This is a genomic window from Streptomyces griseorubiginosus, assembly GCF_001514195.1.
Lineage (GTDB): Bacteria > Actinomycetota > Actinomycetes > Streptomycetales > Streptomycetaceae > Streptomyces > Streptomyces griseorubiginosus.
Genome location: NZ_KQ948735.1, coordinates 978,724 through 991,782, shown reverse-complemented (window position 1 = coordinate 991,782; position 13,059 = coordinate 978,724). Strand labels below are relative to the sequence as shown.

14 protein-coding genes and 1 riboswitch are annotated in these 13,059 nt (G+C 71.3%); of the genes, 9 read left to right on the top strand and 5 right to left on the bottom strand.

What is annotated here, in order from left to right:
- Positions 1–261 precede the first annotated feature (261 nt).
- Positions 262–1,479, bottom strand: coding sequence for an NAD(P)/FAD-dependent oxidoreductase (locus AQJ54_RS10815; protein WP_211278521.1), 1,218 nt, complete (start codon positions 1,477–1,479; stop codon positions 262–264).
- Positions 1,480–1,511: 32 nt separating this feature from the next.
- A complete protein-coding gene (locus AQJ54_RS10810) occupies positions 1,512–1,862 on the bottom strand; it encodes an avidin-fold protein (RefSeq protein ID WP_062024769.1) in 351 nt (116 codons plus the stop codon).
- Positions 1,863–1,914: 52 nt separating this feature from the next.
- Positions 1,915–2,027: riboswitch (TPP riboswitch) on the top strand.
- Here AQJ54_RS10810 and thiO point away from each other — a divergent pair.
- From thiO to AQJ54_RS10780, 6 genes are all read left to right on the top strand, one after another.
- Positions 2,025–3,182, top strand: coding sequence for a glycine oxidase ThiO (thiO, locus tag AQJ54_RS10805; RefSeq protein ID WP_062236342.1), 1,158 nt, complete (start codon positions 2,025–2,027; stop codon positions 3,180–3,182). (Overlaps the previous riboswitch by 3 nt.)
- The gene (gene thiS, locus AQJ54_RS10800; protein ID WP_062024773.1) at positions 3,179–3,379 is read left to right on the top strand and encodes a sulfur carrier protein ThiS; all 201 of its coding nucleotides are present in this window, start codon (positions 3,179–3,181) and stop codon (positions 3,377–3,379) included. The genes thiO and thiS overlap by 4 nt, the downstream gene beginning before the upstream one ends.
- 3 nt (positions 3,380–3,382) lie before the next feature.
- A complete protein-coding gene (locus AQJ54_RS10795) occupies positions 3,383–4,177 on the top strand; it encodes a thiazole synthase (protein ID WP_062236339.1) in 795 nt (264 codons plus the stop codon).
- A gap of 218 nt (positions 4,178–4,395) precedes the next feature.
- Positions 4,396–6,327 (top strand): Stk1 family PASTA domain-containing Ser/Thr kinase, encoded by a 1,932-nt coding sequence (pknB, locus tag AQJ54_RS10790; protein ID WP_062236336.1) that lies wholly within the window; start codon positions 4,396–4,398, stop codon positions 6,325–6,327.
- Positions 6,328–6,554: 227 nt separating this feature from the next.
- On the top strand, positions 6,555–7,439 hold the full coding sequence (locus AQJ54_RS10785; protein WP_079069808.1) for a deoxyribonuclease IV: 885 nt from the start codon (positions 6,555–6,557) through the stop codon (positions 7,437–7,439).
- Positions 7,440–7,493: 54 nt separating this feature from the next.
- Positions 7,494–7,946, top strand: coding sequence for a DUF4396 domain-containing protein (locus tag AQJ54_RS10780; RefSeq protein WP_062236329.1), 453 nt, complete (start codon positions 7,494–7,496; stop codon positions 7,944–7,946).
- A 6-nt stretch (positions 7,947–7,952) separates the two neighbouring features.
- On the opposite strand, the gene AQJ54_RS10775 is transcribed toward AQJ54_RS10780, so the two are convergent.
- Positions 7,953–8,585 carry a sulfite oxidase-like oxidoreductase gene (locus tag AQJ54_RS10775; protein WP_030319050.1) on the bottom strand — a complete coding sequence of 211 codons (633 nt, stop codon included), beginning with the start codon at positions 8,583–8,585 and terminating at the stop codon, positions 7,953–7,955.
- Positions 8,586–8,763: 178 nt separating this feature from the next.
- Here AQJ54_RS10775 and bfr point away from each other — a divergent pair, with 178 nt between their 5' ends.
- On the top strand, positions 8,764–9,243 hold the full coding sequence (bfr, locus tag AQJ54_RS10770; RefSeq protein WP_030319052.1) for a bacterioferritin: 480 nt from the start codon (positions 8,764–8,766) through the stop codon (positions 9,241–9,243).
- Here bfr and AQJ54_RS10765 read toward each other — a convergent pair.
- On the bottom strand, positions 9,240–9,473 hold the full coding sequence (locus tag AQJ54_RS10765) for a (2Fe-2S)-binding protein (RefSeq protein WP_174856980.1): 234 nt from the start codon (positions 9,471–9,473) through the stop codon (positions 9,240–9,242). The genes bfr and AQJ54_RS10765 overlap by 4 nt on opposite strands.
- A gap of 122 nt (positions 9,474–9,595) precedes the next feature.
- Positions 9,596–10,948, bottom strand: a complete 1,353-nt coding sequence (locus tag AQJ54_RS10760; RefSeq protein ID WP_062024787.1) for a class II 3-deoxy-7-phosphoheptulonate synthase — start codon at positions 10,946–10,948, stop codon at positions 9,596–9,598.
- A 96-nt stretch (positions 10,949–11,044) separates the two neighbouring features.
- Between AQJ54_RS10760 and AQJ54_RS47745 the strand changes: the two genes are divergently transcribed.
- Together AQJ54_RS47745 and AQJ54_RS10755 are read left to right on the top strand one after the other, a co-directional pair.
- Complete coding sequence (locus AQJ54_RS47745; RefSeq protein WP_071528813.1) at positions 11,045–11,101, top strand: trp operon leader peptide; 57 nt, start codon at positions 11,045–11,047, stop codon at positions 11,099–11,101.
- 100 nt (positions 11,102–11,201) lie between these two features.
- Positions 11,202–13,058 (top strand): anthranilate synthase family protein, encoded by a 1,857-nt coding sequence (locus AQJ54_RS10755; protein ID WP_062236323.1) that lies wholly within the window; start codon positions 11,202–11,204, stop codon positions 13,056–13,058.
- Position 13,059 lies beyond the last annotated feature (1 nt).

Genomic DNA, 13,059 nt, shown 5'->3' with positions numbered 1-13,059 from the left:
CGCCACGCCACCGCACCGACCCGGGCAGCTTCGGGCAAGCCCGCGGATCGAACCAGGCAGGCCGCCTCAAGCCACCCACCCCCCGAACGCCACGCCACCGCACCGACCCGGGCAGCTTCGGGCAAGCCCGCGGATCGAACCAGGCAGGCCGCCTCAAGCCACCCACCCCCCGAACGCCACGCCACCGCACCGGCCCGGGCAGCTTCGGGCAAGCCCGCGGATCGAATCAGGCGGGCCGCCTCAAGCCACCCGCTCCGCGCCCTACCCCTTCGCCGCCGCCTTCAGCGGTCTCGCCGGGTCTGCCAGCAGGTCCGGGTTCATCTCGGTGCCCGCGTCGATCAGGCGGCGGCCCTGCGCCAGGTCGCGGGGGCGGCCCACCGCCAGGAGGGCGACCAGGCGGTTCTCGCGCAGCCAGCACACCGACCAGGCGGGGCCGGACGGATCGCCGCGCCACAGGGTCGTGTCGGCGGACTTGTGGTGGCCGGCGTACTGGACGAAGCGGCCGAACTGCTCGGACCAGAAGTACGGGACCGGGTCGTAGACCGCGGAGGTCTCGCCCAGGACGGCCGCGGCGACCGTGCGGGGTCCCTGGAGGGCGTTGTCCCAGTGGTGGACCATGAGCCGTTCGCCGTAGCGCCCCGAGGGAAAGGAGGCGCAGTCGCCGACCGCGTAGACGTCCGGCGCGGAGGTGTGCAGCCGTTCGTCGGCGACGACCTCGCCGTGCGCGCCGAGCTGGATGCCGGAACCGGCGAGCCAGGCCGTGGCGGGCCGGGCGCCGATACCGACCACGACCGCGCCCGCGGGCACCCGGGAGCCGTCGTCCAGGACGACCTCGCCGGGCTCGACGCGCACCACGCGCGCGTGGGTGCGCAGATCGGCGCCCGCGTCGGCGTACCAGGACGTCATCGGGGCGGCCACCTCCGCGGGCAGCGCGCCGGCGAGCGGCCGGTCGGCGGCTTCCACGACGGTGACCGCGCAGCCCGCCTCGCGCGCGGCGGTGGCGAACTCGGCGCCGATCCAGCCCGCGCCGACGACCACGATGTCGTGCTGCCGGGCGAGCACGGGGCGCAGCCGTTCGGCGTCGTCCAGGGTGCGCAGCAGATGCACGCCGGGCACGCCCTCCGTGCCGGGCAGCCGGATCGGCTCGGCGCCGGTGGCGAGGACCAGGACGTCGTACGGCACGGGCCCGGCCTCGGTGTCCAGTTCGTGCGCGTCCGGGCGCACGCCCAGCGCCTCGCGGCCGAGCCGCAGTTCGATGCCGAGGGCCTCGAAGTCCACCTCGAAGGCGGAGCCCTCGGCCTTGCCCAGCAGGACCGCCTTGGAGAGCGGCGGTCGGTCGTAGGGCTGATGGGGTTCCGCGCCGATCACCGTGACGGTGCCCTGGAAGCCTCGTTCGCGCAGGGCGACCGCGGTCTGCACCCCGGCCATGCCCGCCCCGACCACGACCACCCGCTGCTGCGCCTGTGTCTGCTCGGTCATTTGATCACCCTAGCCACCTGACGTTCAGTCAGTCAGGAGTCGTGCCGAGTGACCTGCTCCACAATGCTGGTCCCGCTGCCGGACTGCGACTCCCACTGCCAAGTCTCCTCCAGCCGCACCCGGCCGTCGGGCAGGTCGACGACCGTGGAGACGCAGTGGCCCGAGGACGTCGTCCCGTCGTGCTTGAGCTGGACGTAGCGGAAGTCGAGGCGGTCTCCCGCGCGCGTGCCGACCAGATGCCCGCGGACCACGTCGCCGCCCGCGTACTCGGCCCAGATCTCCCCGTCCTTCTCGTGGTACGTGAACCGGGTGCCGGTGCCCACCTGACCTGGGGCCTGGTCGGCGACCGGGGCGAGGACGAGGTTGTCGAGCGAGCGTGCCACGGAGAGAGGCTCCCTTACTGAGACGTACGGGGTCGGGCTAGGGTGGCCAACGTAGAGCACTCGCGGGAGCCCGGACGCACCGGGCTGAGAGGGAGGCTGGCCGGCCTCCGACCGTACGAACCTGATCCGGGTCATGCCGGCGAAGGGAGGGGCTGGACGCCCATGTCCTCACGTACGTCAGACGTCCTCGTCGTCGGGGGCGGCATCATCGGCCTGGTCACGGCCTGGCGGGCCGCGCAACGCGGTCTGAGCGCGGCCGTGGCGGACCCGGAACCGGGCGGCGGGGCCGCCCAGGTGGCCGCCGGGATGCTGGCCGCGGTCACCGAACTGCACTACGGCGAGCAGACCTTGCTCGGCCTGAACCTCGCCTCGGCCCGCCGCTACCCCGACTTCGCGGCCGAGCTCACCGAGCTGACGGGCCACGACCTCGGCTACCGCAGGTGCGGCACGCTGGCCGTGGCGCTGGACGCCGACGACCGCGCCCATCTGCGCGAACTGCACGCGCTCCAGCGGCAGTCGGGCCTAGAGTCGGAGTGGCTGTCGGGGCGCGAGTGCCGCCGTCTGGAGCCGATGCTCGCACCGGGGGTGCGGGGCGGGCTGCGGGTGGACGGTGACCACCAGATCGATCCGCGCCGCCTCACGCGCGCGTTGCTGGCCGCGTGCGAGCGGGCCGGTGTGGTGTTCCACCGCGTGTGGGCGGAGCGCCTGCGGGTCCTCCGGGACCGTGCCGCCGGGATCACCACGACGGACGGCGACCAACTGGACGCGGGCCAGGTCGTGCTCGCCGCCGGGAGTCTGAGCGGCCGTCTGGAAGGGGTCCCCGAGGCCGTCCTGCCCCCGGTGCGGCCGGTGAAGGGCCAGGTGCTGCGCCTGACGGTGCCGACCCGGTACGCGCCCTTCCTGAGCCGTACCGTGCGGGCCGTCGTACGCGGCAGCCAGGTCTACCTCGTGCCGCGCGAGAACGGCGAGCTGGTGATCGGCGCGACCAGCGAGGAGCTGGGCTGGGACACCACGGTGACCGCGGGCGGGGTGTACGAACTGCTGCGGGACGCGCACGAACTGGTCCCCGGCATCACCGAACTGCCGCTGACGGAGACCCGCGCGGGCCTGCGCCCGGGCTCCCCCGACAACGCTCCCCTGCTCGGCCCGACGGACCTGCCCGGCCTGCTGCTCGCCACCGGGCACTACCGCAACGGCGTGCTGCTGACCCCGGTCACCGGGGACGCGATGGCCCACGTCCTTGCGACCGGTGAACTCCCGGAGGTGGCCCGTCCGTTCACCCCGGGCCGGTTCCGCCGGCGGGTGGAGCAGCCGGCATGAACATCTCCGTCAACGGGGAGCCGCGCCAGTTCGCTCCCGGTACGGCCCTCGACACCGTCGTACGGGCCCTCACCGCGGCGCCCTCCGGGGTCGCCGCCGCGCTCAACGAGACCGTCGTGCCGCGCACGCAGTGGCCCTCGACGCCCCTCGCCGAGGGTGACCGCGTGGAAGTCCTCACCGCCGTCCAAGGAGGCTGACCCATGGCCGACGATCCCTTTGTCATCGGCGGTACGTCGTTCTCGTCCCGACTGATCATGGGCACGGGCGGGGCGCCGAGCCTGGACGTCCTGGAGCGGGCGCTGGTCGCCTCCGGGACCGAGCTCACGACGGTCGCGATGCGGCGGGTGAACCCGTCGGTGCACGGCTCGGTGCTGTCCGTCCTGGAGCGGCTCGGCATCCGGGTGCTGCCCAACACGGCGGGCTGCTTCACGGCCGGCGAGGCGGTTCTCACGGCCCGTCTCGCGCGCGAGGCGCTCGGCACCGACCTGATCAAGCTGGAGGTCATCGCCGACGAGCGGACCCTGCTCCCGGACGGCGTGGAGCTGCTGGACGCGGCGGAGACCCTGGTCGACGACGGCTTCACGGTGCTGCCGTACACCAACGACGACCCGGTGCTGGCGCGCCGCCTTGAGGACGTGGGCTGCGCGGCGATCATGCCGCTCGGCTCCCCCATCGGCTCCGGGCTCGGCATCCGCAACCCGCACAACTTCCAGCTGATCGTCGAGCACGCGCGGGTGCCGGTGATCCTGGACGCGGGGGCGGGTACGGCGTCCGACGCGGCCCTGGCGATGGAGCTGGGGTGCGCGGGGGTGATGCTCGCCTCGGCGGTGACGCGGGCGCAGGAGCCGGAACTGATGGCCCAGGCGATGCGGCACGGGGTGGAGGCGGGCCGACTGGCGTACCGGGCGGGCCGGATCCCCCGCCGGCACTTCGCGGAGGCGTCGTCCCCGGCGGAGGGCCTGGCCGCACTGGACCCGGAGCGGCCGGCCTTCTGAACCGGATCCGGATTCGGAGGTCCCGGCTTCTGGACCTGAACCGGATCCGGATTCGGAGGTCCCGGCTTCTGGACCTGAACCGGACCGTCCGGCCACCTGAACACACGTTCGACCGCGGCCCCGGGCAGGTGCGACCTCCGTCACAGCTCGGCTCCAGTACCGCCCCTGTTCCGGCCGAACCCGATCGGCTGTCAGCCGTGGCTCGTAGACTCGCCTGCGTGGATACGACCCTTCAGGACCCGCTGGTCGGGCAGGTGCTCGACGGCCGCTACCGCGTGGACGCGCGGATCGCGGTCGGCGGGATGGCCACGGTCTACCGTGCCCTGGACACCCGTCTGGACCGCGTGCTCGCGCTCAAGGTGATGCACCCCGCGCTCGCGGCGGACGGGATTTTCGTCGAGCGGTTCATCCGGGAGGCCAAGTCCGTCGCCCGATTGGCCCACCCCAACGTGGTGCAGGTCTTCGACCAGGGCACCGACGGGTCGTACGTCTACCTCGCCATGGAGTACGTGGCCGGCTGCACCCTGCGTGACGTGCTGCGCGAGCGCGGGGCGCTGCAACCGCGCGCCGCCCTGGACATCCTGGAGCCGGTCCTGGCCGCGCTCGGCGCCGCGCACCGCGCCGGGTTCGTGCACCGGGACATGAAGCCGGAGAACGTCCTCATAGGGGACGACGGCAGGGTCAAGGTCGCCGACTTCGGGCTCGTGCGGTCCGTGAACAACGTGACCAACAGCTCCGGAGCGGTCCTCGGCACCGTCTCCTACCTGTCACCGGAGCAGATCGACCGGCCCAACACCGCGGACGCCCGCGTCGACGTGTACGCGTGCGGCGTCATGCTGTACGAGATGCTGACCGGCAGCCAGCCGCACGAGGGCGAATCCCCCGCGATAGTGCTCTACAAGCACCTCCACGAGGACGTCCCGCCCCCGTCGGCCGTGGTCCCGGGGCTGCCGTACGAGCTGGACGAGCTGGTCGCCTCGGCCACCGCCCGCACCCCGGAGCTGCGCCCGTACGACGCGGTGGCGCTGCTCGCGCAGACCCGTGACGCACACGGCAGGCTGAGCGACGCCCAGCTGGACATGGTGCCCCCGCAGGCGCTCCCGTCGGAGTACACGGGCGCCGAGAACCGTACGAGCGTGATCCCGCGCTCCCTGACCGTGCCCCGGCTGCTCCCGGTCAACGAGGACGAGCCGGTCCACCACCGCACCAGCGTCCTGGAGACCCCACCGCCCCCGCCCCGGCGCGGCCGGGCCTCCGGTGGCCGTTCCCGGCGCGGGCCGGTCCTGATCGTCGCCGCGGTCCTGCTGGCGCTCGGCCTCGGCGCGGGCGTCTGGTACATCAACTCCGGCCAGTTCACCCGGGTCCCGGCCCTGCTGGCGAAGACCGAGGCACAGGCGCGTGACCGCCTCGACGAGGTGGGGCTGGAGACCGGCAAGGTCACCTACGCCTACAGCGACACCGTCAAGCGCGGGACCGTGATCAGCACGGACCCGGGGGTGGGCAGCCGCATACGGAACAACGACTCGGTGGCGATCACCGTCTCCCGGGGCCCGCAGACGGTCAAGGTGCCCGATGTGGACGGCGACGCGCTGGGCACGGCGCGCAACCGGCTGAAGGCCGAGGGGCTCCAGCCGGGCATGGTCACCCGGGAGTTCAGCGACGACGTCCCCAGGGGCTTCGTGATCAGCACCGACCCGTCGGGCGGCACCACCCTGCGCACCGGCTCGGCGATCGCCCTCACCGTCAGCAAGGGCGCCCCGGTCGACGTCCCGGACGTCACCGGCGAGGACCTGTCCGACGCGAGGTCCGACCTCACGGAGGCCGGCCTGAAGGTGAAGATCGCCGACACGCGGGTCAACTCCGAGTACGACGCGGGCCAGGTGGCCCGGCAGAGCCCCGAATCCGGCAGCCAGGCCGCCGAGGGCGACACCATCACCCTGACGATCTCCAAGGGCCCCGAGATGATCGAGGTCCCCGACGTCACGGGCGACAGCGTCGACGACGCGAAGTCCGCGCTGGAGGAGGCCGGGTTCCAGGTCGAGGAGGACCGGGGACTGCTCGGACTGTTCGGCGACACGGTGAGGAAACAGTCCGTGGAGGGCGGGGAGACGGCACCCAAGGGGTCGACGATCACGATCACGATCCGCTGAGCGGCGCGGGACGGGGTGCAGGGCAAGGTCGTCGGGCGGCTGCGGGTGCGTTGTGGCTGGTCGCGCAGTTCCCCGCACCCCTTGAGGTAGGTGCACTGGACGCGCCTCTCAGGGGCGCGGGGAACTGCGCGACCAAGCCCCACCGGCCCGCACCCGCCCTACGACGGACCGACCCACATCCCTGGGCGCCCCGCACAGCCCGCCGCAGGCAATGGCACCCTTGACCGGTGACAACTCAGCGCAACCCCGTCGGCGGACACGTCCCCGTGGCCGGCGGTCTCAACTCCGTCGGGCTCTCCTACGCCCGTGACCTGAACGCCGAGACCGTGCAGGTCTTCGTCGCGAACCCGCGCGGCTGGGCCACCCCCGCCGGAAACCCGAAGCAGGACGAGGCGTTCCGCGAGGCGTGTGCCGAAGAGGCGATCCCGGCGTACGTCCACGCGCCCTACCTGATCAACTTCGGCTCCCACACGGAGGCGACCGTGGAGAGGTCCGTCGACTCGCTCCGGCACTCCCTGCGACGCGGACGGGAGATCGGCGCGCTGGGTGTCGTCGTGCACACCGGCAGCGCGACCGGCGGCCGGGACCGTTCCGTGGCCCTCAAGCAGGTCCGCGAGCACCTGCTCCCGCTGCTCGACGAGCTGACCCACGACGACGACCCGTTCCTGCTGCTGGAGTCCACGGCCGGCCAGGGCTTCTCGCTCTGCTCACGGACCTGGGACTTCGGCCCGTACTTCGAGGCCCTGGACGCCCATCCGAAGCTGGGCGTCTGTCTGGACACCTGCCACATCTTCGCGGCCGGTCACGACCTGACCGGCCCGTCCGGCATGCACCAGACGCTGGACCTGCTGGTGGACACGGTCGGCGAGGGCCGTCTGAAGCTGATCCACGCCAACGACTCCAAGGATGTGGTCGGCGCCCACAAGGACCGCCACGAGAACATCGGCTCCGGCCACATCGGCGAGGACCCCTTCCGCGCCCTGATGACCCACCCCGCCACCGAGGGCGTCCCCCTGATCATCGAGACCCCCGGCGGCAAGGAGGGCCATGCGGCGGACGTGGAGCGACTGAAGAAACTCCGCGAGGCGGGGCCCGTTGAGGAATACCCCTAGGGGGTATACGGTTCCCGCCAGTGCAGGAACCGTCGTCCGACCCTGGGGGTACCCGTGCAGCACCAAGGCTCCAGCTGGAAAACGGCCGTCCAGGCCACCCTCCACTGCCTCACCGGCTGTGCCGTCGGCGAGGTGCTCGGCATGGTCGTCGGCACCGCACTGGGATGGGGAAACCTGCCGACGACCGTCCTGGCGATCGCGCTCGCCTTCCTCTTCGGCTACTCGTTCACCCTGTACGGCATCCTCAAGTCCGGCCTCGGTCTCGGCGCGGCCGTCAAGGTGGCCCTGGCCGCCGACACCCTGTCCATCGCCGTGATGGAGCTGATCGACAACGGGGTGATCGCACTGTGGCCGGACGCCATGGACGCGAAACTCGTTGATCTGCTGTTCTGGGCGTCACTGGCGATCTCGCTGGCCATCGCGTTCGTCGTGACCGTGCCGGTCAACAAGTGGATGATCGGCCGCGGCAAGGGGCATGCCGTGGTCCACGAGCACCACGCGCACTGAAGGGCCTCACAGCTCGGGGCCGTCCCCCGGCTCCTCCTGGTAGGAGTACCGCTGCTCCTTCCAGGGGTCGCCGACGTTGTGATAGCCGCGCTCCTCCCAGAAGCCGCGGCGGTCGGCGGTCATGTACTCCACGCCACGGACCCACTTGGGCCCCTTCCAGGCGTACAGGTGGGGGACGACCAGGCGGAGCGGGAAGCCGTGCTCAGCGGTGAGCGGCTCGCCGTCCTTGTGGGTGGCGAAGATCGTGCGCTCGGACGCGAAGTCGGCCAGGCGGAGGTTGGAGCTGAAGCCGTACTCGGCCCAGACCATCACATGGGTGACTGCGGGCGCGGGCGGGGCGAGCTCCAGGACGGTCCGGGCGGGGATGCCGCCCCACTCGGAGCCGAGCATGCTGAACTTCGTCACGCAGTGCAGGTCGCCCACGACACTGGTGTACGGCAGGGCCGTGAACTCCTCGTGGTTCCAGCACTGCTTCTCGCCGTCCGCGGTGGCGCCGAAGACCCGGAACTCCCAGCGCTCGGGCCGGAACTTGGGGACCGGGCCGTAGTGCGTGACCGGCCAGCCGCGCTGGAGCCGCTGTCCCGGCGGAAGCTCGGAGTGTGCCGCTGCTCCACCCTCGCGCTCCTCCGGCTGACCCATGCCTTCCATCCTGACAGACCCGAGGGGATGCACCTGACCAGCCACCCCTCAAACCAGCCCAAAATGGACTAAGCATGTCCTTACTAACTAAGTGGAGACTTACTGGACGATCTTCTTCGCCGGTGCAAGGATGCGGCCCAACCTGGCCAGTTCCCCACGGTTGGAAGGAGCCTCTGCGATGCAGGGCGACCCCGAGGTCATCGAATTCCTCAACGAGCAGCTCACGGGCGAGCTCACCGCGATCAACCAGTACTTCCTGCACGCGAAGATGCAGGAGAACTTCGGCTGGACGAAGCTCGCGAAGTACACGCGGCACGAGTCGTTCGACGAGATGAAGCACGCCGAGGTGCTGACCGACCGCATCCTCTTCCTGGAGGGACTGCCGAACTACCAGCGGCTGTTCCACGTCCGCGTGGGCCAGACCGTCAAGGAGATGTTCGAGGCCGACCGGCAGGTGGAGGTCGAGGCGATCGACCGCCTCAGGCGCGGGATCGAGGTGATGCGCGCGAAGGGCGACATCACGTCCGCGAACATCTTCGAGTCGATCCTGGCGGACGAGGAGCACCACATCGACTACCTCGACACACAGCTGGAACTGCTGGAGAAGCTGGGCGAGGCGCTCTACATCGCGCAGCTGATCGAGCAGCCGGAGAGCTAGGCGGCCTCTTCGAGCGCTTCGAGCTCGGCCAGGACCGGCGTGGCGGCGTCGGCGGAGGCAGGACGCGGACACGCGCCCCGGCCGAGGATCGCCTGGATGCGCCGTACGCAGGAACCGCAGTCGGTGCCGGCCTTGCAGGCGGAGGCTATCTGGCGCGGCGTGCAGGCGCCGTCCTCCGCGTGCTTCCTGACCTGCGTCTCGGTCACACCGAAGCAGCTGCACACGTACACGCGGATTCACCTCCCGCCGAGATCGATAAGGCTAACCTAACCTTACCCGGCGCCGGGGGGCGACAAAAGTGGTGTGGGGCGCGGATCGTATGTGATCCGCGCCCCACAGCCGTCTCAGGGACTCACTGGTCCCGGTACATCTCCGCGACGAGGAAGGCCAGGTCGAGCGACTGGCTGCGGTTCAGCCGGGGGTCGCAGGCCGTCTCGTAGCGCTGGTGCAGGTCGTCGACGAAGATCTCGTCGCCGCCGCCCACGCACTCGGTGACGTCGTCACCGGTGAGCTCGACGTGGATGCCGCCCGGGTGGGTGCCGAGGCCCTTGTGGACCTCGAAGAAGCCCTTGACCTCGTCGAGCACGTCGTCGAAGCGGCGGGTCTTGTGGCCGGAGGCCGCCTCGAAGGTGTTGCCGTGCATCGGGTCGGTGACCCAGGCCACGGTGGCACCGGACGCGGTGACCTTCTCGACCAGCTCGGGCAGCTTGTCGCGGACCTTGTCGGCGCCCATGCGCACGATGAAGGTCAGCCGGCCGGGCTCACGGTCGGGGTCGAGGCGCTCGATGTACTGGAGCGCGTCCTCGGCCGTGGTCGTCGGACCGAGCTTGATCCCGATCGGGTTGCGGATCTTCGAGGCGAACTCGATGTGCGCGCCGTCCAGCTGGCGGGTGCGCTCACCGATCCACACCATGTGCGCCGAGACGTCGTACAGGTGCCCGGAGCGCGAGTCCACGCGGGTGAGCGCCGACTCGTAGTCGAGGAGCAGCGCCTCGTGCGAGGAGTAGAACTCGACGGTCTTGAACTCCTCCGGGTCGGTCCCGCAGGCCCGCATGAAGTTCAGCGCCTGGTCGATCTCCCGGGCGAGCTGCTCGTAGCGCTGGCCGGAGGGGGACGACTTCACGAAGTCCTGGTTCCAGGCGTGCACCTGACGCAGGTCGGCGTAACCGCCGGTGGTGAAGGCGCGCACCAGGTTGAGCGTGGAGGCGGAGGCGTTGTACATCCGCTTCAGGCGCTCGGGGTCCGGGACGCGGGCCTTCTCGTTGAACTCGAAGCCGTTGACCGAGTCGCCGCGGTAGGTCGGCAGGGTCACGCCGTCACGGGTCTCGGTGCCCTTGGAGCGCGGCTTGGAGTACTGGCCGGCGATGCGGCCCACCTTGACGACCGGCACCGAGGCGGCGTACGTCAGCACGGCGCCCATCTGGAGCAGCGTCTTGAGCTTGTTGCGGATGTGGTCGGCGGAGACCGCGTCGAAGGCCTCGGCGCAGTCGCCGCCCTGGAGGAGGAACGCCTCTCCCTTGGCGACCGCCGCCATCCGGGCGCGCAGCTGGTCGCACTCGCCCGCGAAGACGAGCGGCGGATACGACTCGAGGTCCGCGATCACTGCGCGCAGAGCCTCGGTGTCGGGGTACTCGGGCTGCTGCGCCGCGGGCAGGTCTCGCCAGGTGTTGCCAGCACTCGCGCTGGTCTTAGCGTTCACTGTCACGTCCTCAACATTACGGGGTCGTGTCATGGCTCCAGCGCCATGCCCATCAAGTGAGACACCGGAAACACTCCCCGGACATGGGGTAGGGTGCCGCACATGTTCGCGCATTCGACCCAGAACTGGTGGTGGACCGCTCATCCGGCGGCCCACTGACTGCGCGTACGCAAGACTTCGCGAAGGCCGCCCGAGGGGCGGCCTTCGGCGTTTCCGGGGTCGTTCCTCACCGCTATCGACATCAGACGGCAGAGGAACCATGGACCTGACCCAGCTCCTGCACGACGACCGCCCCTTCGCCCTGCTGCGCCGCCGCACGCCGGGCCATGACGAGAACACCGTGGAGGTGTTCCTCGGATCCGTCAGCACCCGCGACCGCCTCGCCGACCTCCCCGACGAGGGCCTGGCGCTCGTCCCCTTCCGCCAGATCCGCGAGCGCGGCTTCGACGTGCGGGACGACGGGACGCCGTTGGCGGTGCTCGTCCCCGACGAGACCCACCGCGTCCCGCTGGCCCGCGCGCTGGAACAGCTCCCCACGCACCCCGTCCGGGTCGAGAACGGCGGCTTCGACGTCGCCGACGAGGAATACGCCGAGATCGTCGGGCGTGTCCTGCGCGAGGAGATCGGACGGGGCGAGGGCGCCAACTTCGTGATCCGGCGGACCTACGAGGGCGGGATCCCGGGGTTCTCCCGCGCCGACGCCCTCGCCCTGTTCCGGCGGCTCCTCGAAGGCGAGCGGGGCGCGTACTGGACCTTCGTCGTCCACACCGGTGAGCGCACGCTCGTCGGCGCGAGCCCCGAGGTGCACGTGCGGATGTCCGGCGGGACCGTCGTGATGAACCCGATCAGCGGCACGTACCGCTATCCCGCCGAGGGCCCCACCCCCGAGCACCTGCTCGACTTCCTCGCCGACGGCAAGGAGATCGAGGAGCTGTCGATGGTCGTCGACGAGGAGCTCAAGATGATGTGCACGGTCGGCGACATGGGCGGGGTCGTGATCGGGCCCCGGCTCAAGGAGATGGCCCATCTCGCGCACACCGAGTTCGAACTGCGCGGGAAGTCCTCGCTGGACGTCCGGGAGGTGCTGAAGGAGACCATGTTCGCGGCGACGGTCACCGGCTCGCCGGTGCAGAACGCCTGCCGGGTCATCGAGCGGCACGAGGTCGGCGGGCGCGGCTACTACGCCGGTGCGCTGGCCCTGCTCGGCCGGGACTCCGGGGGCGCCCAGACCCTCGACTCCCCCATCCTGATCCGCACCGCGGACATCGACGCCGACGGCCGGCTGCGGGTCCCGGTGGGCGCCACCCTGGTGCGCGGCTCGGCCCCGGTGAGCGAGGTCGCGGAGACCCACGCGAAGGCGGCGGGCGTGCTGGCGGCCCTTGGCGTACGGCCGTCGCGGCCGCGCGGGGAGCACGCGCGCGTGAGCCTCTCCGACGACCCACGCGTGCGTGCCGCGCTCGACGGGCGCCGGGCCCACCTCGCGCCGTTCTGGCTGCGGATGCAGGAGCTCTCGTACGACCTGGAAGGGCACGCCTTCGTGGTCGACGGCGAGGACACCTTCACGTCGATGCTCGCGCACGTGCTGCGCTCGGGCGGCCTGGAGGTGACCGTACGGCGCTACGACGAGCCGGGGCTCAGGGAGGCCGTGCTCGCCCACGAGGGGCCGGTGGTGCTCGGGCCGGGTCCGGGTGACCCGTCCGACCTCACCGACCCCAAGATGCGGTTCCTGCGCGAGCTGACCGCCGAGGTCGTCCGGGACCACCGGCACGGCGTGCTCGGCGTCTGCCTGGGCCACGAGCTGCTCGCGGCGGAGCTGGGCCTGGAGATCGTCCGCAAGGAGGTGCCGTACCAGGGCGCGCAGACGACGGTCGACCTGTTCGGGCGGCCGGAGACCGTCGGCTTCTACAACAGCTTCGTGGCGCGCTGCGACGACGACACCGCCGAGGAGCTGGCCGCGCACGGCATCGAGGTGAGCCGGGACGGCAACGGAGAGGTGCACGCGTTGCGCGGCCCCGGCTTCGCGGGCGTCCAGTTCCACCCCGAGTCGGTGCTGACCCTGAACGGTGCCGCAGTCGTACGGGAGTTGGTGGGACAGCTGCGCCGCACGGCCGTGTAGG

What these genes read in the sequence shown, in the direction of transcription:
- AQJ54_RS10795 (WP_062236339.1), top strand. Translation starts at nt 3,383, where the DNA reads ATGGCCGACGATCCCTTTGTCATCGGCGGTACGTCGTTCTCGTCCCGA.
- AQJ54_RS10815 (WP_211278521.1), bottom strand. Translation starts at nt 1,479, where the DNA reads ATGACCGAGCAGACACAGGCGCAGCAGCGGGTGGTCGTGGTCGGGGCG.
- thiO (WP_062236342.1), top strand. Translation starts at nt 2,025, where the DNA reads ATGTCCTCACGTACGTCAGACGTCCTCGTCGTCGGGGGCGGCATCATC.
- bfr (WP_030319052.1), top strand. Translation starts at nt 8,764, where the DNA reads ATGCAGGGCGACCCCGAGGTCATCGAATTCCTCAACGAGCAGCTCACG.
- thiS (WP_062024773.1), top strand. Translation starts at nt 3,179, where the DNA reads ATGAACATCTCCGTCAACGGGGAGCCGCGCCAGTTCGCTCCCGGTACG.
- AQJ54_RS10775 (WP_030319050.1), bottom strand. Translation starts at nt 8,585, where the DNA reads ATGGGTCAGCCGGAGGAGCGCGAGGGTGGAGCAGCGGCACACTCCGAG.
- AQJ54_RS10755 (WP_062236323.1), top strand. Translation starts at nt 11,202, where the DNA reads ATGGACCTGACCCAGCTCCTGCACGACGACCGCCCCTTCGCCCTGCTG.